Origin of the sequence: Streptomyces celluloflavus (genome assembly GCA_000720995.1) — a bacterium.
In the GTDB taxonomy this organism is placed as follows: Bacteria; Actinomycetota; Actinomycetes; order Streptomycetales; family Streptomycetaceae; genus Streptomyces; species Streptomyces celluloflavus.
Genome location: JOEL01000021.1, coordinates 43859 through 66973, shown reverse-complemented (window position 1 = coordinate 66973; position 23115 = coordinate 43859). Strand labels below are relative to the sequence as shown.

Below are 23115 nucleotides of genomic sequence, written 5' to 3'. Positions count from 1 at the left end.
GACACGCTGACGAAATTAACTGGGCTTCACAATGCATTGCCCACCGCTGTACAAATGAAAAAGCATTGATCCCGATCAGCCGGATCTGGAGCATCACCCCATGTCAACCCGGGGTCGCTCCTTGAAAGGACCGATATCCGTGGCGCAGCGCGTAGTAGTAATGCTCTCCGATGACATCGACGGGGGAGAAGCCGCAGAGACGGTCACCTTCGGATTGGACGGGAAGTCGTACGACATCGACCTCAATCCCGCCAATGCGAAGAAACTGCGCGACGCCCTCGCGCCGTTCGTGGCGGCGGGCCGCAAGCGGTCCAAGTCCGGCAAGGCGTACCACCGGACCGCGGTCACCCCTGACCCGGCGGCCGTCCGCGCCTGGGCCCGCTCCCACCACATGGACGTCCCGCCGCGCGGCCGGATCCCCAAGAAGGTCTATGAGGCGTTCAACGCCGCCAATCACTAGCCGACTTGCCGGCGCCCCGCAGGCCGCGCGGAGCCGACTTGCACAGCACCCCTACTGATCAGCTAGAGTCTGGAGCACGCCGAGGGGCCAGGCCGAAAGGCCAAACCCCAAGGAGTCACGCGGGTGTAGCTCAGTAGTAGAGCGCCCCCTTTCCAAGGGGGAGGCGCAGTGTGCAATCCCTGTCACCCGCTCTGACTGCTCAACCAGTCCAATGGATCAGGTAGAGTAGCTGTCGCGCCGCTCGGTGAAAGCCGAGTGGATGCCTGCGGACGTAGCTCAGTTGGTAGAGCGCAACCTTGCCAAGGTTGAGGTCGCGAGTTCGAGCCTCGTCGTCCGCTCAGAAAAAGAAGGCCCCGGTCATCACGACCGGGGCCTTCTTCGTTTCCCTTCTCTTCCCTTCGCTCCCTTCCGTCCCTTCATCCGGCCGCCGCCGGTCCGGCAACTGACATTTGTCATCGACTGCGATGACAGGACGCACTGCCCGGAGCCATGAGCCGGCGGAACGCTGGACACATGAACATCGGGGAGAAAACCATCGGGGGCGCCCGCCCCAGCGGGGCCGCGAGCGCCGGATCGGGCGAGAGCGTGATCGAGGTCACCGGTCTGCGCAGGCGCTACGGCACGGCCGGCCGGCGCGCGAGCGCGGGGAAGGGCTTCGAGGCGGTGCGCGGGATCGACTTCTCGGTCGCGCGCGGCGAGCTGTTCGCGCTGCTGGGGACCAACGGCGCGGGCAAGACCTCCACGGTCGAGCTGCTGGAGGGCCTGGCCCCGCCCACCGGGGGCCAGGTGCGGGTGCTCGGCCACGACCCCTTCACCGAACGGCACCGGGTGCGGCCGCGCATCGGCATGATGCTGCAGGAAGGCGGCTTCCCCGCCGAGCTGACCCCGGCCGAGACGCTGCGGATGTGGGCGGGCTGCACCAGCGGGGCGCGGCCGGTCGACGAGGCGCTGAGCTCGGTCGGGCTGTCCCGGCGCAGAGACGTCCGCGTCAAGCAGCTGTCCGGCGGCGAGCGGCGGCGGCTGGACCTCGCCCTGGCACTGCTGGGCAGGCCCGAGGTGCTGTTTCTGGACGAGCCGACGACCGGACTGGACACCGAGGCGCGCCACGAAACCTGGCAGCTGGTCCGCGAGCTGCGGGACGCCGGGGCGACGATCGTGCTGACCACGCACTACCTCGAAGAGGCCGAGGAGCTGGCGGACCGGCTCGCGATTCTGCACGGAGGACGGATAGCGCAAGCCGGACACGTCGCGGATGTGGTGGCCGCGCATCCCTCACACATCTCCTTCGAGCTGCCGGCCGGTTTCCATCTCGGCGACCTCCCGCCGCTGGCAGAACTGGGCGTCATCGGACACGAGACGGTGGGACGGACGGTCCGGCTGCGGACGGACGAGCTGCAGCGGACCGCGACCGGGGTGCTGATCTGGGCCCGGGACCAGGGGCTGGAGCTGACCGGCCTGGACGTCCGGACCGCATCTCTCGAAGAGGCATTCCTGCACATCGCGAAGGGACTGGAGAACGCATGAGCGCGAACACGGTGGCGGCCCGCGCGGAAGAGCGGGCGCCCGCGGGAACCGGCGCGGGGGCCCGGCTGATCGCCCTGGGGCGGGCGGAGCTGACCCTTCTCGTCCGCAACAAGACCGCGCTGTTCATGACGCTGGTCATGCCCCTCACCATGGCGTTCGCCATGAAGCAGGCGGTCAGCGGCATGGACCTCGCGGGTACCGGCCTGTCGGTGGGGACGGTCCTGCTGCCGGCGACGCTCGGCTATGTCCTGCTCTTCGCCGTCTACTCCAATCTGACCGGGGCCTACGCCGCGCGGCGCGAGGAACTGGTGCTCAAGCGACTGCGCACCGGCGAGCTGCGCGATCCGGAGATCCTGGCCGGTACCGCCCTGCCCTCCGTGACCATGGGACTGGCGCAGTGCGCGCTGCTGGTGATGCTGGGCGGAATCGTGCTGGACACCGGTTTGCCCGATGCCCCGCATCTGCTGATCGCCGGTGTCCTGATCGGCATGGTGATGGTGGTGGGACTCGCCGCGGCATCGTCGGCGCTCGCCAAGTCGGCGGAGTCCGCACAGCTCGTGGTGCTCCCGATCACCTTTCTGTCGTTGGCCGGATCCGGGATGGTGCTGCCGCTGGACATGCTGCCGGACCGCTTCGCCACCGTCCTCGGGCTCCTGCCGCTGTCACCGGTGATGCAGCTGATACGCGACGGCTGGATCGGCGGTGCGGACGCCGGAGAGACGCTGAAGCGGCTGGTCATCGGCTTGGTCTGGGTAGGAATCGCGGTGTTTGCTGTGAAGCGGTGGTTCCGCTGGGAGCCGCGGCGGTAGGCGGCACAGCCGTAGCGCGCGACATACGGCGATCGGGACGACGGGGGCACGGGGCTCATGATCGAACGGGTACAGGCGAAGTGGCGGCGGCAGAACACCCTGTCCAAGGTCGACACGTACTTCCGCTGGACGCTGTACTTGATCCCCTGGTTCGCCGTCACCGTCGGAGTGACGCCGGTCGCCCGGGCGACCACCGGCGGGACGCTGCCCGTCACCCTGGCCGGTACGGCCCTCGGGCTGAATATCGTGCAGAGCGTCCTGACGATCAGCCTGCTGAACCGCGCGTTGCAGCGCTATCTGGACCGGGGCCCGACACCGCACCGCCTGATGGCCGTCTCGGGCGTGCTGACGCTCGCGGCCGAGGCCGCCCTGTTCAAGCTCGTCATCGTCGAGGGGATCCGGAGCCCGGACAGTATCGGCTCGGTGACGCTGGCGGTGCTCGCGACTCTCACCCCGTTCTTCATGGTCTACTCCCTGGTCGTGTCCAAGCGGAGGTACATGGCGTCACTGGGCGCGGGGGCGGTGGTGCTGGTGCTGCTGACCGGTCTGGTGACCGATGTGTGGGAGCTCGGCTTGTATCTGGCGATCCTCCTGATCGTCGCCGGTCTGTGGAGCTTCGTCATAGCGCGCCCTTCGGGCTGGCTGCTCGCCGTGTTCTGGGAGCTGGACGCGGCCCGCAAGAACCAGGCGCGGCTCGCGGTCGCCGAGGAGCGGCTGAGGTTCGGCCGCGATCTGCACGACGTGATGGGACGGAACCTGGCGGTGATCGCGCTGAAGAGCGAGCTGGCGGTCCAGTTGGCGCGGCGGGAGCGGCCGGAGGCCGTGGAGCAGATGGTGGAGGTGCAGCGGATCGCGCAGGAGTCGCAGCGGGAGGTGCGAGAGGTGGTGCGGGGGTACCGGAAGGCCGACTTTCAGGCGGAGTTGGCCGGTGCGCGGTCCATATTGCGGGCGGCCGGGGTCGACTGCCGGGTCGAGGGCGAGGACGACACGCAGTTGCCCTCGGAGGTGCAGTCGGCGCTCGGCTGGGTCGTCCGCGAGGGCACCACGAACGTGCTGCGGCATGCCGCCGATGCCCGGCGTTGCGTCCTGCGGACCCGTATCGACCCGGAGCGTGCGGTGCTGGTGCTGACCATGGAGAACGACGGTGTCGTGACTCCCCTGGAAGGCCGGCCCGCGCAGCCGTCCGGAAGCGGCCTCAGGGGCCTGCGGGAACGCCTGTACCCACTGGGCGGAACGCTGGAGTCGGGACCGGGAGCGGACGGCTCCTACCGCCTGACCGTCGAACTCCCGATGCCGGCGGACGGGCGGCCGAGCGCCGGTGAGGTGGTGAACGGCGCGCGGAGGTGAGGTGCCGTGCGTGAGACGCCGTGGGCGAGGGGGCCTGCGGGCGGGCGCCCGCGGAGGGCAGGTCCGCGAAAGGCGGTCACGGGGGGACGGAGCGGGAGGAATCGAGTGGCGAGACGACACGCGAGAGACGGGGCCGTGGTGGATGGCAGGGCTGTGCCGGGCGACGGCGCCGTGCGGGACGGCCGGGCCGGGGTGGGGAGGCGGGGTGAGTGAGGGGGTGATCCGCGTGCTGCTGGCGGACGACGAGCATCTGATCCGGGGGGCGCTGGCGGCGCTGCTGTCGCTGGAGGACGATCTGCTGGTCGTGGCGGAGGCGGCGTCGGGGCCGGAAGCACTGGCGATGGCGCGGGCGCACGCGCCCGATGTGGCGGTGCTGGATCTTCAGATGCCGGGGGCGGACGGTGTGTCGGTGGCCACATCGCTGCGGCATGAGCTGCCGGAGTGCCGGTCGATGATCGTGACGAGCCATGGACGGCCGGGGCATCTGAAACGGGCGCTGGAGGCCGGGGTGCGGGGGTTCGTGCCGAAGACGGTGTCGGCGCAGCGCCTCGCGGAGATCATTCGCACGGTGCACGCCGGAAACCGTTATGTCGATCCGGAGTTGGCGGCGGATGCGATCAGCGCCGGGGATTCCCCGTTGACGGTCCGGGAGGCGGAAGTGCTGGAGTTCGCCGAGACCGGGGCGCCGGTCGCGGAGATCGCGGAGCGGGCGGCGCTGTCGCCGGGGACGGTACGCAATTACCTCTCGTCGGCCACCGCGAAGCTGTCCGCCGAGAACCGCCACGCGGCAGCGCGCATCGCCCGCGAGCGGGGTTGGCTATAGTGGACCCCGCACCGCGCGTCGGCGACTCTTTGCAGACGTTCTGCGCGGCGCCTGCGGACGTAGCTCAGTTGGTAGAGCGCAACCTTGCCAAGGTTGAGGTCGCGAGTTCGAGCCTCGTCGTCCGCTCAGCGAAGGAAAGGCCCCGGCCGGTAGCGATACCGGCCGGGGCCTTTCGTCTGCACGCGGGGCGGCGGTTACGACCAGGTGAGGCCGGTGAGGCGCTCGTACGCCTCGATGTACTTGGCGCGGGTGCGGTCCACGATGTCCTGCGGGAGGGCCGGCGGCGGCTGCTCGCCCGTACGGTCCCAGCCTGCGGCGGGCGAGGTCAGCCAGTCGCGGACGAACTGCTTGTCGAAGGACGGCTGGGCGCGGCCCGGCTGCCACTGGTCGGCCGGCCAGAAGCGCGAGGAGTCCGGCGTCAGGACCTCGTCGGCAAGGGTCAACTCCTCGCCCGCGAAGCCGAATTCGAACTTGGTGTCCGCCAGGATCACCCCCCGCTCGCGGGCGATGTCGCGGGCCCTGCCGTAGACGGCGAGGGTCGTCTGACGGAGCCGGGCGGCGACCTCGGGGCCGACCTCGCGGGCGACCTCTTCGTAGGAGACGTTCTCGTCGTGGTCGCCGACAGCGGCCTTGGTGGCCGGGGTGAAGATCGGCGCGGGCAGTTCGGAGCCGTCGACCAGGCCCTCCGGGAGCGCCAGACCGCAGACCGTACGGGTCTGCCGGTACTCGGCGAGGCCGGAGCCGGTGAGATAGCCGCGGGCCACGCACTCGACGGGGACCATGGCCAGGGACGTGCAGACGAGGGTGCGGCCGGCCCAGTCGGCCGGGGCGCCGTCCGGGACCTCGGTGGAGCGGACATGGCTGGGCACCAGGTCGGCGAGCTGGTCGAACCACCACAGGGACAGCTGGGTGAGGATGCGGCCCTTGCCGGGGATCTCGGTGGGGAGCACCCAGTCGTATGCGGAGGTGCGGTCGCTGGCGACCATGATCAGTTCGCCGTCGGCGTTCTGGTAGAGGTCGCGCACCTTGCCGGTGTGCAGGTGGGTGAGACCCGGTACCTGCACGGGCTCGGGCTTTTCTACGAAACCGGACACGCTGCCTCCGCGTAGGTTGATCCAGGAGTCGTTCCGATTCTCCCGTATGCGAGGGTCCGGCGATGCCGCAGGGTGGGCCGGTCGGACGGAACGGGCGGTCAGGGCGCCGGCGACGGCCAGGTGAGACGGCCTGGTCGGGGGCGCAGCACGTGCCCGGGCGGTGGGGCAGGCGGGTGGTGGACGGGAGGCGGAGAGACCACAGAGGGGGGCGGAGGCGGCGGGTCCGGGCTGTACTTCGCCGCCGTGGCCGGGCGGCGGCACGGGCGATCTTGACCGGCGCGGGCGCAAACCGCTTGCCGTGATCGTCGCGCGGTCATGAGGATGGCGCGATGCCCACCTTCACCGCTCTCGACGGAACAGAACTCGCCTGCCACGCCATGGGCGAGGGAGAGCCGCTGCTCTGCCTGCCCGGCGGCCCCATGCGCGCTTCCGCCTACCTCGGTGACCTCGGCGGGCTGTCGGAGCAGCGCCGGCTGATCATGCTCGACCTGCGCGGCACCGGCGCCTCCGGCATCCCCGCCGACCCGGCCACGTACCGCTGCGACCGGCAGGTCTCCGATGTCGAGGCCCTCCGCCGTCACCTCGGCCGGGACCGCGTAGACGTTCTCGCCCACTCGGCGGGCGGCGATCTCGCCCTGCTCTACGCGGCCCGGTACCCCGAGCGCGTCCGCACCCTCACCCTGATCACCGCCCGAGCCCGTGCGCTCGGCGTCGACTTCACCGAGGAACACCGCCGGGAGGCCGCCGCCCTGCGCATGGCCGAGCCGTGGTTCGGACCCGCTCACGACGCGTACGAAGCCGTCTGGGCCGGCACCGCGGACGACGCCGACTGGGACACCGTCGCCCCCTTCTTCTACGGCCGCTGGGACGCGGTCGCTCAGGCCCATGCCGCGGCCGACGTCGCGCAGAGCAACGCGGAGGCCGCCGAGGTCTACGCGTCTCCCGGCGCCTTCGAGCCCGCCGCCGCACGCGCCGCCATCGCCGCGCTGCGCGCACCGGTGCTGGTCCTGGCCGGTGAGCTGGACAGCGGCCCCCGCCCCCGCGTTGCCGCCGCCATCGCGGAGCTGTTCCCCACGGCCGAAGTGGCCGTCCAGCCGGGCGGCGGCCACTTCCCCTGGCTCGACGACCCCGTCGGCTTCGCCCGGACCGTCGGAACATTCCTGGCCCGGGAATCCCAGGACGCCCAGGACTCCCGGAACGGCTAGGGCTCCCGGAACGGCTAGGACGCCCAGGCGGGGCCGCCCCCAGCTGACCGACAGGTGCGTGGCAGGGACTCCAGCGGCGTACGTACGCGTCTGACCCGCAGCCGACAGCGCGCACACGGACTCTCCGCCGGCACACATACCGCCGGTCCGCCGCCGCGGACGCATGCGGCAACGGGGACCCACGCGCCCCTCAGTCGCGTTTGCAAATGCGGTCGAGGAGGTTGGCGGTGGCGCGCTGGACGCGTTGGTCGACATGGCCGGGGCGGTCGAGGGACGGGGACCAGGCGAAGGTGCCCGAGGAGAAGACCAGGGCGCCGCTGGGGGCGCGGTAGAGCGAGGTCTCCTGGTGGCGGCGGTTGCCCTCGGTGTCGCGGTACGGGGAGTGGGCGAGCAGGATGCGGTGGGTGTGGTCGGGGAGGCTGATGCGCGGGAAGTAGCGGTCGGCCTCACCGGCGACCAGGCCGGGGAGTTCGTCGCCCTCGTGGGCGCCGGTGGCCTCCCACAGCCAGTGGCCGGCGTTGCGGACGACGAGCGGGGCGGGTTCGGGCACCCGGCCCGCGTACTGGACGCCCATCAGGCGCTGTTCGGGGTCGCCGGCCTCGCGCCACAGAGCGGGTCGTCCCGGGCCCTGGCGTTTGCGGCAGCTGAGCAGGGAGTCCGGCCCGGAGGGTGACGGGGAGAGCTCGATCTGCCAGTACATGGTGTTGGCGGAGAGGAAGACGAGGGACGTGCCGCTGTCGCGGGCGCGTTCGACGGTGCTGCGCATCGGCACCGACCAGTACTCGTCGTGGCCGGGGAAGACCAGACCGCGGTAGCGGGTCGGATCGACGCGGCCGGCGTGCAGATCGCGGGCGTCGGCGTAGGCGAGGTCGTAGCCGTAGCGCTCGGCCCAGCGGATGAAGTCGTAGGCGTGGCCGACGTGGAGGGGGAGCCCGGCGCCGGCGTAGGGGCGGTCGAAGGAGACCGTGGTGGCGGCGTCCTGCTCGCCGAGGAGCGCGCCCTTCTCGTCCCAGGCGTGGTAGAGGCTGGCGCCGGTGTGGCCGTCCTCCGGGTAGAGGTTGTACGCCTGCCAGGTGATGTCGGGCAGCAGCAGGAGGAGGTCGGCGGGGTGGTCGTCGCGGACCGTGAAGGGGATGTGGCTGCGGTAGCCGTCGGCGGTGGTGAGCACGGCGACGTACGCGCCGAGATTCCAGTACTCGGGGACCTGGAGGCGCCAGGACAGCCACCAGTGGTGGCAGGAGACCGTGCGGTCGACGGTGAGCGGGGCCGGCTGGACGATACCGGCGAGGCGCGGGCTCGTGGTGATCTTGGAGGCGCCGGCGCCACCGTAGTGGCCGATGCGGTAGACGTCGATGCTGAACGGCTGGGGCGGGTCGACCGAGACGCGGAAGTCGATGGCTTCGCCGGGGGCCACCGCGCCGGTGCTGGCGAAGCCCTTGATCTGCCGGCGGACGTCGTCGGCGGTGCGCGGGCCGTTGTGCTTACGGGGTGGCGGGACGCGCAGATCGCCCTGAGCGACGGCGGGGTCCACGTACCAGGGCACCACCTGGCCGGACTCGAAGTAGTTCTCGCTGCCGCGCAGCCAGGGCAGCGGGCCCTGCCCGAACGGGTCCGTGACCGCGTGGGCGAGCGCGCCCGACTCCCAGCGCCTGATCTCTTCCGTCCCCACCTTCCACTCCCCTCCCGCGTCCCGCGTGGCCACGGCGGACCGGTGTTTCCGTTCGCCCGCCCGCGGGGCCGTCGCCGCGGCGCGGGACGGGGTCCGTTGGTCCGGCTGGACGAACGCGGCCGCCCCCAGCACATCACATTACGCACTCACTTCGTCACCCTTCGTCGTGAATTTAGAGCCTCTGGGCCCCGAAACACGAACTGGAGGGGAACATTCAGCCGATGGGGCGAGGGGGTGCCGGCCGGCGGCGCGCTCCGGGGTGCGCGGGAGCGGCGCGAGCAGGGCGGGCACGGCGCGCGCGGTGCGCCCGCGCGCGTGCTGGTCAGCCGAGCCGGACCGGCTTTTCCGGGCGTACCCCGACGGTGGTCAGCCAGCCGCGGAGCGGTTCGGCGTCACCGTCGTCGACCAGGCTGAGCACCGGGCTGCCGAGGTCGGACCGGCGGGCGCCGTCCACCAGCAGCGCCGGGCCGTCCAGCCAGTCCAGGCCGGGGGCCGCGCCCGCGGTGTCGACAGCGGCGCAGCAGACCATGGCCGTGACGTGGTCGGCGAGCAGCTCACGGGCCGTACGGGGCGGCCGCAGCGGGAAGAGCGGGAGGCCCCCCTCGGCCAGGCCGTCGCCCCAGGCCACGCCCGCGGCGGCGTCCGACACGGAGCCGCCGCGGCCGGTCGAACGGGCCGCTGCCGCGCGCTCCGCACGCTCCTCGCGCTCGACCTCGGCCCCGAGCCGGGCGGCCACGAGGTCACCGGTGCGGTCGTCGTGGGCCAGCCGGTCGAGGACGCGGGCGAGCGTCGGCCCCGGAGGCGTCGCACCCGGGGCAGAGGCGCGGCCGGCGGGCCGGGCGTCCAGGGGCGCGCCGACCACGGGCGTACGGGCCGCCGTGCGGGCGTAGGAGAGGGACGGGGCGGCGGCGCCGGGAGCGGGGGCGTCCGGGGGCGGTGCGACGGGGAGGTCGTCGAGGACGCGGTGCAGGCGGGCGGCCTCCAGGCGCCACTTGCGGTCCACGACCTCCTGGGGGTACTGGTGCCAGCCGACCGGTGACCAGTCGGGGCCCGCCTCGGCGGGGCCGCCGTGGAAGAGGCGGGCGGCCAGCAGCGAGGCGGCGCGGTCGAAGGTGCCGGGCTCCTCCAGGAGATCGCAGGCGGGCCGCTCGCCCAGGCGGGAGGCGAAGCCCTCGGCGAGGCGGTCGCGGCGGGAGAGTTCGGTGAGCGCCGAGACCACGCCGGCGTCCAGCCGGGAGGGCCAGCGGCCCATCCGCCAGGCTGGCAGCGCGACCCGGGTCAGCAGCCGGTCCCAGCCCGCGTACGCGAGGCCGACCTGCTCCTGGGCGACGATCCGCAGACCGTAGTCGACGGTCCTGGCGCGCTCGGAGGCGGCGGCCGCGACGCCCCGCTCCATGAGCGTGGCGTGGTCGCGGCAGGCGCGCAGCAGCAGTCGCGCGATCCGGCCGGTGAAGCGGAGCGGCAGGGCCCGCAGCGGCCCCCGGGGGCGGGCCGGGACCGCGGCGGCGGCGTCCAGACCGCGGATGAAGCGGCGGGCGGCGGCTATGTCGGGGTGCGCGGACGGGCCGGTGCCGGCGACGACCGGGGCGAGCAGGGCGCGCAGCTCGGCGACCCGCATCCACCACAGGAAGGGCGAGCCGATGACGAGGACCGGCGCCCCGGAGGGCCGTCCCGCGCCGTCGGCGGGGTGCGGGGTGCGGTGCAGCGCGGCATGGGCGGGGTGCGTACGGTCTTCGAGCCAGCTGTCGCAGTCCGGGGTGAGCGCTATCGCGGACGGCACCGGGACGTCGAGGCGGTCGGCGAGATCGCGTACCAGGCGGTAGAGGTCGGGGGCCGACTTCTCGGCGACCGGTACGGAGGGGCTGAGCGCGGGGCGGGCGCGGGCGACGACCACGGCGACCAGCGCCCCCAGGAGCAGCACGAGGACGGCGAGCGCGCCGATCGTCCAGCACGCGACGCCCCAGCCGGGGGCCGCACCGAACCGGCCGGTCGCGCAGCCGAAGAGCAGCACCACGGCGACGGCGGCGGGCAGCAGGGCGACACCCAGCGCGGCACCGCGGATCCGCAGTACGGCGAGGGCGCGGGCACGCGCCGCCAGGACACCTGTTTCCGGACCTGCCACGAGTCTGTACACCCCCTGCTGTCCTGGTCGAGCGGATGGAGCGAACACGGGACGGAAGTACGTGAGCCGCGGGAGTGCGGCGACGGTGCGGGCGGACGCGGACGTCCGCCGTGGTCGTTGCCCACTCCCCCACCACTGTGGCACCGGCCACTGACATCGCAATGCCGGTGAGCCACTTGCCGGACGCCACTGCGGCAACCACGCCGGTTTCCGGTACGGCGGCCGCAGAACGCCTGCGCGGCACCCTAGTTGGGGGTACCGCTCGCGTCAGTCGGTTACCGGCTTGGTCACTCGATGGAATGGCTTTGGGTAAAGCCACGGGACGCGCGCGGGCCGCTGTGGGCCGGGGCCGACCGGCCGTGGCGCCCGTCCCGGCCGGCACGGGCGCATGCGCCTCGCATATGCCCGCCCCACGGCCCCCACAGAGTCCCGTACGACCCCGTTCGGCCCCGCCCACCTGCGCGTATCCCGCCCCGCCGGTGTACCGCGGCCCCGCCCGTACATCCGGTCAGGACGTGCGGGCGGGGCCGGTGGGAACGCCAGGGGAGCCTCGGGCCCTAGGCCCGCGGTGCCGCCTCGCCTGCGGTCTGCTCCGCCGGCTCGTCCGCGACCTTGGCGGCGATGTCCGTGCGGTGCTGGGAGCCGTCCAGCGAGATCCGGTCCACGGCGCGGTAGGCGCGCCGGCGGGCGGCGGTGAGGTCGGCGCCGGTGGCCGTCACGGACAGCACCCGGCCGCCCGCGCTGACCACCGCGCCGGAGGAGGCGTCCCGCTTGGTGCCCGCGTGCAGTACGTACGCCTCGGGGGCGTCCTGCTCCGCGACGTCGGCGAGGCCCTCGATGGGATCGCCGGTGCGCGGGGTGTCCGGGTAGTTGTGGGAGGCGATGACGACGGTGACCGCCGCGCCGTCGCTCCAGCGCAGCGGCGGGAGGGCGGCGAGGGTGCCGGTGGCCGCGGCGTGCAGCAGCCCGGCCAGCGGGGTGGTGAGCCGGGCCAGGACGACCTGGGTCTCCGGGTCGCCGAAGCGCGCGTTGAACTCGATCACGCGGACACCGCGCGAGGTGATCGCCAGACCCGCGTAGAGCAGCCCGGAGAACGGGGTGCCGCGGCGGCGCAGCTCGTCGACGGTGGGCTGGAGGACGGTCGCCATGACCTCGTCGACCAGCTTCGGGTCGGCCCAGGGCAGCGGGCTGTACGCGCCCATACCGCCGGTGTTGGGGCCCGCGTCGCCGTCGTAGGCGCGCTTGAAGTCCTGGGCGGGCTGGAGGGGGACGACGGTCTCGCCGTCGGTGACGGCGAAGAGGGAGACCTCGGGACCGTCGAGGAACTCCTCGATGACGGCCTGTCCCCCGGTGTCCGCCGTCCCGGCGGCCGCGGCGCGCGGCGGGGAGACGCAGGCGAGGGCGTGTGCGCGGGCCACCTCGATGTCCTCGGTGACGACGACGCCCTTCCCGGCCGCCAGACCGTCGTCCTTGACGACGTACGGGGCGCCGAAGGCATCCAGCGCGGCATCGATCTCGGCGGCGGTGGTGCAGACGTAGCTGCGGGCGGTGGGGACGGCCGCGGCGGCCATCACGTCCTTGGCGAACGCCTTGGAGCCCTCCAGCCGGGCGGCCTCGGCCGAGGGGCCGAAGACCGGGATGCCGCGGTCGCGTACGGCGTCCGCGACGCCCGCCACGAGGGGGGCCTCCGGGCCGACGACGACCAGATCGGCCCGCAGACCGGCGGCCAGTTCGGCGACGGCCGCGCCGTCGAGTGGGTTGACCCCGTGCAGTTCGGCCACCTCGGCGATACCGGCGTTGCCGGGAGCGCAGTGCAGCGCGGTGACGTCGGGGTCGAGGGACAGAGAGCGGCACAGGGCGTGTTCGCGGGCGCCGCCGCCGATGACGAGGACCTTCACGGGTGCAGCCTAGTCGCCCCCGGCGCCGCGCCCGGACGGGGGCGGTACGGCCCGGTGGCGGCCGTACGGAGACCGGCGGCGGCCGGGTGGGGACGGGGGGCACCAGGCGGCGCCGGGAGCGGCCGGAAACCGTCGGCCGCCGTGGTGGCAACTCTTTCGGGTGAGCTGCCCGGTGGGCTTATACCCGATCCCGCGCCACTTCCCGGCGGAAATGCGGTGATCTTGCGGGCAACGCCAACCGTTCGGCGGTAGGAAGGGGCTGCGCGCCATCCGCCGTCTCGTACGTCACGCGCACACCGCACGTATCCGTATACGCGCACCGCAGGTATCCGTATGGAGGAGTGCACGGGTGAGTCAGCCGGAGATGCAGCCCGAGGGGCCCCCTCGGGAGAAGGGCGGGCGCCGGGACCGGAAGGACCTCACGGGGCGGCCCTTTCCCCTCGGCGACTGGGGGGAACCGGCCGACCGTCTGGATGCGCTCTACCTGTGGACCGAGGACGGCGCGCTGCGCGCCGCCGACTGGTATCTGCGCGACCGGGTGGCGAAGCGCCGCGGCGCACGGGCGCTGCGCCTGGTCACCGCGGCGGCGGTCTCGGTGGCCGGGGCGCTGCCGCTGCTGGACCTGACCGGGGCCTGGAGCGGCGGGGCGCCATGGGGCTATCTGGCGCTGCTGCTGGCGGCGGTGTGTGTCGGCTGCGACCGGTATTTCGGGGTGACGGCGGGCTGGATGCGGGATGTGGCCACCGCGCAGGCGATCCAGCGGCGGCTGGAGGCGTTGCAGTTCGACTGGGCGTCGGAGAGCGTGCGCGAGGTCCTCGGACCGGCGGACGGTACGGCGAGCGAGACCGCGGAGCGCTGTCTGGGGGTGCTGCGGCGGTTCCACGAGGATCTGACGGAGCTCGTACGGTCCGAGACGGCGGACTGGATGGCCGAGTTCCGGGCGGGGCCGGCGCCGCACGCCACGCAGACGATGGTGCCGTGGGCGGCGCAGCGGGCGGAGGGCCCGGGGCAGCCGGGGCGGTTCCTGCTGCCGCCCGGCCGGCGGCCGAACATGCCGCGGCAGCGGCCGCCGGAGCCGCCGCGCTGAGTTTTCGGGCCGCGCCTACGGCCCCGGACGCGGGCGCGCACGCCGGGTGAATGCCGGAGGCGGGCGCCCCCGGCACACCCGTCAGCTGAAGACGATCATCGAGCCTTGGCCCAGGCTCCGGGTGGCGGCCGCGTGCAGGCCGAGCCAGACATGCCGTTCCCGGGCGAACGGGCCGTCGTCCAGGGGGACGGCGTCGGTCCGCTCCTCCAGGGAGGTCGGACCGGCCGGCGGGGCGGGTGCGGCCGGCGGGTTGGCCGGGTCTATGCCGAGGGCGGGTGCAACCAGTTCGAGGTCGCGCAGCAGACCGTGCGAGGAGCCCAGGGGACCGCCGCCCGCCAGCAGTTCGTCGCCGCCGAGCGGGTGCGGGAAGTCGACCGGGACGTAGGCGCCCGCGTGGTCGTAGTGCCAGACCAGGTGGGACTGCTGCGCGGTCGCCTCGAACATCTCCAGCAACTGCTCGTAGTCACCGCCCAGTTCGTCCACCGGCGTCACCTCCAGGCCGCACAGCCGCAGGAGGTAGGCGCGGCGCAGGAAGTGCAGCGCGTCGTAGTCGAAACCGGCCACCGGCGCGACGTCACCGGAGAGACCCGGCATATAGCTGTACACCGGGACCGGGGGCAGGCCCGCGCCCGTCAGCGCCCGGTCGTAGGCGGCGAGCTCTTCGGAGAAGGGGTTGTCGGGGCTCTGACAGAGCACATCGACGAGAGGTACCAGCCACAGGTCACATGCCACGGGTGAGGACTCGCTTCCGGTAGGGGTCGGGGCGCGTGCGCACGTACGGCTACGGGTACGGCCCATTACGGCCGACGGTCGGGACAGCGTAGTGCTAGCAGCGCTTTCTCACGAGGGTCAGGGAGTGCTCGTGGTACTCGGTCACCAGCCGCTGGGCCGCGCACAGGTCGTGCCGGGCGACGGCGGTGACCAACTCGCCGTGGTCGTGCCACAGATGGCCCCGGAGATCGCCCAGCCGGCGCAGCAGGGGCACCGCGAACATCCAGGTCTGGACGCGCATCCGGTCCAGGAAGTCGCTGATGTACGCGTTCCCCACGACGCTGCCGAGCTCCCGCCAGAAGCGCAGGTCGTAGCCGATGAGGACGTCCAGGTCACCGGCGCGCGCGGCGCGTTCCGCCTCCTCGGCGCGGCGCCGGATGGAGACCATCATCTCGGTGGGGAGCCGGCGCGGCTCCCGGCCGGCGCCGCTGCGGAAGATGCCCTCGACGACCAGGGCGCGGGCCTCGACCATGGCGCGGTAGTCGTCGGCGGTGAAGGCGTGCACCTTGAAGCCGCGGTGCTGTTCGACGTCGAGCAGGCCCTGGGCGCAGAGGTCGAGCAGCGCCTCGCGCACCGGCGTCGCGGAGACGCCGTACTGCTCGGCGATCTCCTTCACGGTGAAGGGGTGGCCGGACGGCAGCCGGCCGGCCAGGACTTCGTCGCGCAGTGCGTCGGCGATCTGCTGGCGCAGGGTGTTGCGCCGTATGACTCCGCGCTCTCCGCCGTCGGCCATCCTGTGCGTCCCCTTCGACGACTCATGACCGCGCAGGTGGGAGGCGGCCCCCGCCCACGATAGGCGAGGGTCGCCGACGCCACCCGCCGCACGTCGGGCGCGGAGCGGGGTGAGGCGGGGAAGCACGGGCCGGCCGGACGGTACGTCAGGCGGAGTGCGGGTACCGGGGTCAGGCCCCGGTCGTGTGCGCGTCCGCCGCGGTCAGCGCGTCGTCCAGCGCGGCGAGGCCCTCCTTGGCCTCGGCCTCGGTGACCGTGCAGGGCGGGACGACATGCGTGCGGTTCATGTTCACGAACGGCCACAGACCGGCGCGCTTGCAGGCCGCCGCGAACTCGCCCATCGGGGCGTTGGCCGCGCCGGAGGCGTTGTACGGCACCAGCGGTTCGCGGGTCTCCTGGTCCTTGACCAGCTCCACGGCCCAGAAGACGCCCATACCGCGGACCTCGCCGACCGAGGGGTGGCGCCCGGCGATCTCCCGCAGCGCGGGGCCGATGACCGTCTCGCCGATCCGGTCGGCGTTCTCCACGATCCGCTCCTCGGCCATCGCGTTGATGGTGGCGACGGCGGAGGCGCAGGCGAGCGGGTGGCCGGAGTAGGTCAGGCCGCCGGGGTACGGGCGCTGGTCGAAGGTGGCGGCGATCTCGGCGCTGATCGCGACGCCGCCGAGCGGGACATATCCGGAGTTGACGCCCTTGGCGAAGGTCAGCAGGTCGGGCGTGACGCCGAAGTGCTCGGCGGCGAACCAGCGGCCGGTGCGGCCGAAGCCCGCCATGACCTCGTCGAGGACGAAGACGATGCCGTGGCGGTCGCAGATCTCGCGGACACCGGCGAGGTAGCCGGCGGGCGGAACCATGATCCCGGCGGTGCCGGGGACGGTCTCCAGGACGATCGCCGCGATCGTCTGCGGCCCCTCGAAGGCGATGGTCTGATCGAGGTGGGCGAGGGCGCGCTCGCACTCCTGGGCCTCGTTCTCCGCGTGGAAGGGCGAGCGGTAGCGGAACGGGCCCCAGAAGTGGACGACACCGGCCGAGGCGGTGTCGGAGGGCCAGCGGCGCGGGTCACCGGTCAGGTTGATCGCGGCGGCGGTGGCGCCGTGGTACGAGCGGTAGGCGGAGAGCACCTTGGGGCGGCCGGTGTGCAGCCGGGCCATACGGACCGCGTTCTCCACGGCCTCCGCGCCGCCGTTGGTGAAGAAGATCTTGTCGAGGTCGCCGGGGGTGCGCTCGGCGATCAGCCGGGCGGCCTCGGAGCGGACGTCGACGGCGAAGCCGGGCGCGAGGGTGCACAGCTTCGCGGCCTGCTCCTGGATGGCCGCGACGACCTTGGGGTGCTGGTGGCCGATGTTGGTGTTGACCAGCTGCGAGGAGAAGTCGAGGTAGCGGTTGCCGTCGTAGTCCCAGAAGTAGGAACCCTCGGCGCCGGCGATCGCCGGCGGGTCGATCAGGCCCTGCGCGGACCAGGAGTGGAAGACATGCGCGCGGTCGGCGGCCTTCACAGCCGCGCCGGCGGCCGGATCGGCGGCAGCGGCGGCGGAAGCGGGATGCGTCGTGGTCACGGTCAGTACCTCGGATCGGGTCGCTCGGGTCCGCCGAGACTAGGGCGGCACACGCCTCCAGCCTAGGGATCACCGTCCGGCCGCCGGTACCGACAGTGTGTGTGAATCCTCCGGCGCGGCACCGACAGTGTGTGTGACTCCTGGTACGGCCCCCGTCCGGCCCCTCGCCGTACGGGACCGGGCGGGTGCCGAACCGTCTTACGGCCGCCCTCAGGCCGCCGACGGGAAGGCCGTCCCGACCGCCGGCTGCCAGTGGCCGACGGTCAGATCCGGGCGCAGGGCCGAGAGCGCCCCGCAGTACTTGGTGAATTCGGCGGCCCGCAGACCGTGGCCGCGCAGCAGCCGGTCCGCCTCGGCCAGGCGGCCGGAGGTCTTGGTCTCGACCAGCACCAGACCGCCGTCGGCGCGTATGGTCCGGCCCGTCTCCAGATCCCGGCAGACCAGGCCCGCGTCACAGGTGATGCGCTGCCCGTCGGCGACGAGGGTGGTCCGCTGGTAGGAGGTCTCGATGGACCGGCCCAGCTCGGTGGGGGCCTCGATGCCGTACGAGCGGTGCAGTACGGAGCTGAGGAAGCCGCGCGGGGCCGGGCCGAGAGCCGCGTCGCCGGGCAGCAGCGGCTGCCGGTGCTTGACCGTCTCGCCGTGCCGGCCCTTGAGCTTGACCTCGAACTGCCGCTCGCCGGTGTCCGCGTAGAGCCGCTCGCGGATCTTGAAGCGGAGCCGGCGGCGCTCCCGGTGGTCGTGGAAGGTCCGCAGGTCGGGGGTGTCGTAGTGGACGGAGCGGTAGCGGAACCAGCGGCGGCCGTTGATGCACAGCGCGGCGAACGGACCGCCGGGCCTGCGCCGGTCGGTGAGTTCGGCGGCGAAGGCGGCGAAGACATCGACCGGGACGAGATAGCTGTGGCCGAAGCGAGCCAGCAGCTCGGCGCGGGCCTGGACCTCGGCGAGCGGGACGGGGCGCGCGGCCATGGCGGCGCGGGCAACGGCTCGTACGGCGGGAATCACTCGGTCTCCTTGGCTGGGGGGCGTAGGGGGAAGGGGTGATCGTGCGGACCGGGGTGTGCACTGTGCGGTGTCAAAGGTTCTACGCTCCGTACCCGCGAAAAGTTCCGGCATCGCGCACCGGGGGCCACGGACACCGCGTACGGGCGCCGGGTGCGCGTCCCGCGGGCGACCACCGGGCCGGGACGCCAGGGGCCCTGGATATCCTCGGGGCGGAAGAGAGCGCGACACGGCACAACGGGACCCGGCCGAGGACCACTTGGCCCCGGCGGGACGGCCGGCATCGTCCCGCGTGCCCCGTGCCCGCGCCGGGTCTCTCCGGCACGGCGGAATTCGGGGGAAGGGGCGACGGATCGTGCAACAGCCGATACATGAAGGACAGTTGGGGCGGCCGAGGCAGGTATGGCTGCCCGGTGGGCCGGCCCCGCTCGGGGCCCGGGATCCGCAGCGGATCGGGGAGTACCGCCTGATCGGGCGGCTGGGCGAGGGCGGAATGGGCCAGGTTTTCCTGGCCCGTTCGGACCGTGGCCGGACGGCCGCCGTCAAGCTCGTCCGCGAGGAGCTGGCCGGCCAGGAGGAGTTCCGGGCGCGCTTCCGGCAGGAGGTGCGGGCCGCGCTGCGGATCGGCGGGGAGTGGATCGCGCCCGTCCTGGACGCGGACACCGAGGCCGGGACGCCCTGGGTCGCCACCGGCTACATCGCTGGCCCCTCCCTCCGGCAGGTCGTCGGCGGGGACGGCACACCGCTGCCGGAGCGGACGGTACGCATCCTGGCCGCCGGGCTCGCCTGCGCCCTGGAGTCGATCCACGCCGCCGGGATCATCCACCGCGACCTCAAACCGTCCAACATCCTGATCACCATCGACGGCCCCCGGGTGATCGACTTCGGGATCGCGCGGGCGCTGGAGGCGGCGGCCGGCCCCGGTACGACCCGCACCGGCGCCGCGCTCGGCTCACCGGGCTTCATGGCGCCCGAGCAGGTACGGGGTGAACCGCTCACCCCGGCGTGCGACGTCTTCTGCCTCGGCTCGGTCCTCGCGTACGCGGCCACCGGCCAGCTCCCGTTCGCCACGGCCGGCAACGCGGCGCACGCGGTGATGTACCGCATCGCCCAGGAGGAGCCCGACCTCACCGGACTGCCCGAGGGGCTGTACGACCTGGTCACCGCCTGTCTGGCCAAGGACCCGGCGCAGCGCCCCACACCGGCACAGCTGCGGGAGCGGGCGGAGGCGGCGGGGCAGGCGGCCGGGGACGCGGACGAGCCGTGGCTGCCCGCGGCCCTGATCGCCCGGCTCGGGCGGCACGCCGTGGAACTGCTGGCGGCGGAGACTCCCCCGTACGGTGCGGACGGCGGCGGCGCACGGCCCGCGCCACCGGCGGCGCCCCGGACCGCGGACGGACCGGACGCACCGCACCCGGCGGACCGCGGCCCGGAGCGGACGGCGGAGCCGGGGCGGCCGCACGGGTCCGCCTCATCGGCCACGGGAACCGGCCCGAACCAGTCGACCGGGCAGAGCGGGCCGGAAGCACCCGGCGCGCATCCGACGCCGACCGCGGCCGCGCCCGCCCTCGCGCCCCCGGCTGCCCCGGAGCCCGCCCCCGGCGCCGTACCCGTACCCGCCGCCCGGAAGCCGCGCCGGCGCCGGGGCGGTGCCGCGCTGATGACCGCGTACGCCCTCGTCCTGGCCGTGGCCGGTGCCGGTGCCGCGTACGCGGTACTGAGTACGCAGGGCCGCACCGGGTCGCAGGCCGGGCAGTCCGACGCGGGCGGTGGCGAGTCGGCCGGCGGCCACGGCAAGCAGGCGGCGGCGCCGTCGCCGTCCGGGAACGGCCGCCTGCCCGAGGACTACCTCGGCACCTGGGAGGCGACGGTCGGCAGCGGCACCTCCGACGTCCGGCGCCTCACGCTCAGCCAGGGCGGCCCCGGGGACACCGTGCTGGCGATGACGGCCACCGGGCCCGCGTACCACTGCGCGTTCACGGCCGCCCTGGCGTCCGCCGGGCCACCGGTCCGCCTCAAGCCGTCCACCGTGGTCTCCGGCACGCCCGCGACCTGCCGGCCCGGCGCCCCGTCCACCCTGGAGCTGGTGGACGGCGCACTGCGGCGCACCTCCGACGACGGCAAGGGTCCGCTGACGTACCACCGGACGGGCTGATCCCGCACGCCATCGCCGCCGCGCCCTCATGCGAAAGGCCGCCGCATCCACGCGGCGGCCCCGATACGACATCGCCGTGGCCGGCGGACACACGGTCCGCCGGCCACGGCGCGCGCCTTACAGGAACGAGTTGATCTCGATGGTCTCGTCGCGGCCGGGGCCGACGCCGATCGCGGAGATCGGGGCGCCGGACATCTCCTCCAGCGCCTTGACGTACGCCTGCGCGTTCTTCGGCAGGTCGGCGAAGGTCTTCGCCTTGGTGATGTCCTCGGACCAGCCCGGCAGCATCTCGTAGACCGGCTTCGCGTGGTGGAAGTCCGTCTGGCTGTAGGGCAGTTCCTCGACGCGCTTGCCGTCGATCTCGTACGCGACGCAGACCGGGATCTGCTCCCAGCCCGTGAGCACGTCGAGCTTGGTGAGGAAGAAGTCCGTCAGGCCGTTGACCCGGGTCGCGTAGCGGGCGATGACCGCGTCGAACCAGCCGCAGCGGCGGTCCCGGCCGGTGGTGACCCCGCGCTCGCCGCCGATGGTGCGCAGCGCCTCGCCGTCCTTGTCGAACAGCTCGGTCGGGAACGGTCCGGCGCCGACGCGCGTGGTGTACGCCTTGAGGATGCCGATGACGCGGCTGATCTTCGTGGGACCGACGCCCGAACCCGTGCAGGCGCCGCCCGCGGTCGGGTTCGAGGACGTGACGAAGGGGTACGTGCCGTGGTCGATGTCGAGCAGGGTGCCCTGCCCGCCCTCGAAGAGCACGACCTTCTCCTCGTCCAGCGCCTTGTTGAGGAGCAGGGTGGTGTCGGCGACGTAGCCCTTGATCTGGTCGGCGTAGCCCAGCATCTCCTCGACGACCTGGCCGGCCTCGATGGCGCGGCGGTTGTAGAGCTTGGTCAGCAGCTGGTTCTTGACGTCGAGGGCCGCCTCGACCTTCTGGATCAGGATCGACTCGTCGTAGAGGTCCTGGACCCGGATGCCGGTGCGGTTGATCTTGTCGGCGTAGGTCGGGCCGATACCGCGCCCGGTGGTGCCGATCTTGCGCTTTCCGAGGAAGCGTTCCGTCACCTTGTCGACGGTGATGTTGTACGGCGTGATCAGGTGCGCGTTACCGCTGATCAGCAGCTTGGACGTGTCGACGCCACGCGCGTTCAGTCCGCTCAGCTCGGAGAGCAGGACCGCTGGGTCGACAACGACGCCGTTTCCGATGACCGGGGTACACCCCGGCGAGAGGATTCCGGAAGGGAGAAGGTGCAGCGCGTACTTCTGGTCGCCTACGACAACCGTGTGGCCGGCGTTGTTGCCGCCCTGATAGCGCACCACATAGTCAACGGACCCACCGAGCAGATCGGTGGCCTTTCCCTTGCCCTCATCACCCCACTGAGCACCGAGCAGCACAAGTGCGGGCACAGGCGTACACCCCTTCCGGGCGGGGCATGTCCAACGTGCGTGGACGGCGTAAACATGCGTCTGCACGCGTACGTCATCGCTGGAGCCGTTGAACCGGTGCCCCGGAATAGACGAAGCCCCTGGCGCAATAGCGCAAGGGGCTCTTGCACCGAGATGCTACCTGAGGAAGGACCGAGGTGTCGGCGCAGCCTTCTGGGGACTCACCCCCGGACACCGTCCGGGGGTATCCCCTGCTCGTGGTCATCGACCCGGTCGCCCGCAGTACGGACGGGGAGTCCGTGCGGATCGCGAAGGATGTCCTGTGCGCGGGCGCGGGGGCGAAAATCTGCCTTCCGGAGGGCCCCGAGGAGTTCGCGCGGGCGCTCGCCCGGCGCGGTCACCGGCGCCCGGTGGTGATCGGTGACGACCGGGCGCTGCTGCGGGTCGTGGCACTGCTGCACAAGGAGCGCGAGCTGGCGGCGGTGGCCGTGTCGATGGTGCCGGTGGGCGCGCCGGCCGCGGTCGCGCTGAGCCGACTGCTGGGCGTCCCCACGGACACGGTGGCCGCCGCGCGGGCGGTGCTGGACGGCGACGAGCGGCCGATGGATCTGCTCACGGACGACAGCGACGGCATCGTGCTGGGCGGGCTGCGCATCCCGTGCGGGAGCGGTGCGACGGGGCATGCGCACGGTGCGTATGTGCCGGGTGCGGCGCATCCGGTGGACGCCGTGAACGAGACCGGCGGCGCACCGGACGGCGCACCGGCCCGGCCGTGGTGGGCGCCGGCCGCGCGGACCGCCCGTTCGGCGCTGGCGCTGCTGGTGTCACCGGCCGGCCGGCTGACCGGGCGGCGCGGCCGGGCGGCGGTCCAGCGGCTGCGGATCGAGGCGGACGGTGTGCTGCTGGCGGACCTGGACCGGCCGGTGCGCGGGGTGTCGGTGGTGCCGGCCGGGTGGGCGGGGGACGACGCGGCGGCGAGCGGGACGGTGGCGGGCGGCGCGGCGGCACCGGGCGGAGCGGTGGCGGACGGCGGAATGGCCGGACCGCCGTCCGGTGGCGGGGGCGGTGACCCGGACGGCGGCGGGGGCCGTGCGGACGGGGACGCCGCCGGGCTGGCCGAGGTCGTCGTGCACTGGCCCGGCGCCGAGCGGCCCGTACGGGCGCGGGCCCACGCGGTGACGGTGTCCGGTGCGGACTTCCACTACCGGGCGGACTCGGTCGTCGGCGGGCCGGTCCGGACGCGTACCTGGACGGTGCAGCCGGGGGCCTGGCGGCTGACCCTGCCGCGCGACGGCTGAGCGGCGGGGCGCGGGGCGGGCGGTATGGGACAGACCGTATGGGACAGGCGGTACGGGGCTCAGCGGCGGGCGGTCTCGGTATCCGCCGCCGTGTCCGCTCCTGTGTCCGCTCGTGTGCCCGCTCCGGGGTCGGCCTCTGCGGCGGTCTCGGTGCCGGTGCCGGCACCTGCGTCGGTACCGGTG

At 73.2% G+C, this 23115-nt stretch carries 18 protein-coding genes and 3 tRNA genes; 12 read left to right on the top strand and 9 right to left on the bottom strand.

What is annotated here, in order from left to right; genetic code table 11:
- Positions 1 to 139: 139 nt before the first annotated feature.
- The 8 genes from IH09_RS20695 (at position 140) to IH09_RS20660 (ending at position 5089) form a co-directional block, all read left to right on the top strand.
- The gene (locus IH09_RS20695; protein WP_052858497.1) at positions 140 to 460 is read left to right on the top strand and encodes a histone-like nucleoid-structuring protein Lsr2; all 321 of its coding nucleotides are present in this window, start codon (positions 140 to 142) and stop codon (positions 458 to 460) included.
- A gap of 119 nt (positions 461 to 579) precedes the next feature.
- A tRNA-Gly gene (locus tag IH09_RS20690) sits at positions 580 to 651 on the top strand.
- Between the two features lie 74 nt (positions 652 to 725).
- Positions 726 to 798 (top strand) — tRNA-Gly (locus IH09_RS20685).
- Between the two features lie 175 nt (positions 799 to 973).
- Positions 974 to 1984, top strand: coding sequence for an ABC transporter ATP-binding protein (locus tag IH09_RS20680; protein ID WP_110952457.1), 1011 nt, complete (start codon positions 974 to 976; stop codon positions 1982 to 1984).
- Complete coding sequence (locus tag IH09_RS20675; protein WP_052858495.1) at positions 1981 to 2793, top strand: ABC transporter permease; 813 nt, start codon at positions 1981 to 1983, stop codon at positions 2791 to 2793. Before IH09_RS20680 ends, IH09_RS20675 begins: the two co-directional genes overlap by 4 nt.
- 57 nt (positions 2794 to 2850) lie before the next feature.
- Positions 2851 to 4140 carry a sensor histidine kinase gene (locus IH09_RS20670; RefSeq protein ID WP_052858492.1) on the top strand — a complete coding sequence of 430 codons (1290 nt, stop codon included), beginning with the start codon at positions 2851 to 2853 and terminating at the stop codon, positions 4138 to 4140.
- Positions 4141 to 4360: 220 nt separating this feature from the next.
- Positions 4361 to 4963 (top strand): response regulator transcription factor, encoded by a 603-nt coding sequence (locus IH09_RS20665; RefSeq protein ID WP_052858588.1) that lies wholly within the window; start codon positions 4361 to 4363, stop codon positions 4961 to 4963.
- A gap of 53 nt (positions 4964 to 5016) precedes the next feature.
- Positions 5017 to 5089: transfer RNA gene (locus tag IH09_RS20660), tRNA-Gly, on the top strand.
- A gap of 68 nt (positions 5090 to 5157) precedes the next feature.
- Here the strand turns inward: IH09_RS20660 and IH09_RS20655 are convergent.
- Complete coding sequence (locus IH09_RS20655) at positions 5158 to 6057, bottom strand: phosphoribosylaminoimidazolesuccinocarboxamide synthase (protein WP_052858490.1); 900 nt, start codon at positions 6055 to 6057, stop codon at positions 5158 to 5160.
- Positions 6058 to 6386: 329 nt separating this feature from the next.
- Here IH09_RS20655 and IH09_RS20650 point away from each other — a divergent pair, with 329 nt between their 5' ends.
- The gene (locus tag IH09_RS20650) at positions 6387 to 7262 is read left to right on the top strand and encodes an alpha/beta fold hydrolase (RefSeq protein ID WP_052858487.1); all 876 of its coding nucleotides are present in this window, start codon (positions 6387 to 6389) and stop codon (positions 7260 to 7262) included.
- Between the two features lie 190 nt (positions 7263 to 7452).
- Here the strand turns inward: IH09_RS20650 and IH09_RS20645 are convergent, their stop codons facing one another.
- From IH09_RS20645 to purD, 3 genes are all read right to left on the bottom strand, one after another.
- Positions 7453 to 8931 (bottom strand): N,N-dimethylformamidase beta subunit family domain-containing protein, encoded by a 1479-nt coding sequence (locus tag IH09_RS20645; RefSeq protein ID WP_052858586.1) that lies wholly within the window; start codon positions 8929 to 8931, stop codon positions 7453 to 7455.
- Between the two features lie 322 nt (positions 8932 to 9253).
- Entirely contained in the window at positions 9254 to 11065 is a 1812-nt protein-coding gene (locus IH09_RS20640; protein ID WP_318279503.1) for a hypothetical protein, read from the bottom strand.
- 545 nt (positions 11066 to 11610) lie between these two features.
- The gene (purD, locus tag IH09_RS20635; RefSeq protein ID WP_052858485.1) at positions 11611 to 12951 is read right to left on the bottom strand and encodes a phosphoribosylamine--glycine ligase; all 1341 of its coding nucleotides are present in this window, start codon (positions 12949 to 12951) and stop codon (positions 11611 to 11613) included.
- A 349-nt stretch (positions 12952 to 13300) separates the two neighbouring features.
- Between purD and IH09_RS20630 the strand changes: the two genes are divergently transcribed.
- Positions 13301 to 14038, top strand: coding sequence for an SLATT domain-containing protein (locus IH09_RS20630; RefSeq protein ID WP_094793389.1), 738 nt, complete (start codon positions 13301 to 13303; stop codon positions 14036 to 14038).
- A gap of 81 nt (positions 14039 to 14119) precedes the next feature.
- On the opposite strand, the gene IH09_RS20625 is transcribed toward IH09_RS20630, so the two are convergent.
- From IH09_RS20625 to IH09_RS20610, 4 genes are all read right to left on the bottom strand, one after another.
- Positions 14120 to 14770: a hypothetical protein gene (locus tag IH09_RS20625; protein WP_052858480.1), complete on the bottom strand. Its 651-nt coding sequence runs from the start codon at positions 14768 to 14770 to the stop codon at positions 14120 to 14122.
- 94 nt (positions 14771 to 14864) lie between these two features.
- Positions 14865 to 15542, bottom strand: coding sequence for a GntR family transcriptional regulator (locus IH09_RS20620; RefSeq protein ID WP_052858478.1), 678 nt, complete (start codon positions 15540 to 15542; stop codon positions 14865 to 14867).
- A 169-nt stretch (positions 15543 to 15711) separates the two neighbouring features.
- The gene (locus tag IH09_RS20615) at positions 15712 to 17097 is read right to left on the bottom strand and encodes an aminotransferase class III-fold pyridoxal phosphate-dependent enzyme (RefSeq protein WP_052858476.1); all 1386 of its coding nucleotides are present in this window, start codon (positions 17095 to 17097) and stop codon (positions 15712 to 15714) included.
- A 210-nt stretch (positions 17098 to 17307) separates the two neighbouring features.
- The gene (locus IH09_RS20610; protein ID WP_052858474.1) at positions 17308 to 18102 is read right to left on the bottom strand and encodes a VTC domain-containing protein; all 795 of its coding nucleotides are present in this window, start codon (positions 18100 to 18102) and stop codon (positions 17308 to 17310) included.
- Positions 18103 to 18454: 352 nt separating this feature from the next.
- Between IH09_RS20610 and IH09_RS20605 the strand changes: the two genes are divergently transcribed.
- Entirely contained in the window at positions 18455 to 20254 is a 1800-nt protein-coding gene (locus IH09_RS20605; protein ID WP_318279502.1) for a serine/threonine-protein kinase, read from the top strand.
- A gap of 117 nt (positions 20255 to 20371) precedes the next feature.
- On the opposite strand, the gene IH09_RS20600 is transcribed toward IH09_RS20605, so the two are convergent.
- Complete coding sequence (locus IH09_RS20600) at positions 20372 to 21655, bottom strand: adenylosuccinate synthase (RefSeq protein WP_052858472.1); 1284 nt, start codon at positions 21653 to 21655, stop codon at positions 20372 to 20374.
- 236 nt (positions 21656 to 21891) lie between these two features.
- Here IH09_RS20600 and IH09_RS20595 point away from each other — a divergent pair, with 236 nt between their 5' ends.
- Positions 21892 to 22932 carry a diacylglycerol kinase catalytic domain-containing protein gene (locus IH09_RS20595; protein WP_052858470.1) on the top strand — a complete coding sequence of 347 codons (1041 nt, stop codon included), beginning with the start codon at positions 21892 to 21894 and terminating at the stop codon, positions 22930 to 22932.
- Positions 22933 to 23115: the final 183 nt, after the last annotated feature.

What these genes read in the sequence shown, in the direction of transcription:
- IH09_RS20670 (WP_052858492.1), top strand. Translation starts at nt 2,851, where the DNA reads ATGATCGAACGGGTACAGGCGAAGTGGCGGCGGCAGAACACCCTGTCC.
- IH09_RS20680 (WP_110952457.1), top strand. Translation starts at nt 974, where the DNA reads ATGAACATCGGGGAGAAAACCATCGGGGGCGCCCGCCCCAGCGGGGCC.
- IH09_RS20675 (WP_052858495.1), top strand. Translation starts at nt 1,981, where the DNA reads ATGAGCGCGAACACGGTGGCGGCCCGCGCGGAAGAGCGGGCGCCCGCG.
- IH09_RS20650 (WP_052858487.1), top strand. Translation starts at nt 6,387, where the DNA reads ATGCCCACCTTCACCGCTCTCGACGGAACAGAACTCGCCTGCCACGCC.
- IH09_RS20620 (WP_052858478.1), bottom strand. Translation starts at nt 15,542, where the DNA reads ATGGCCGACGGCGGAGAGCGCGGAGTCATACGGCGCAACACCCTGCGC.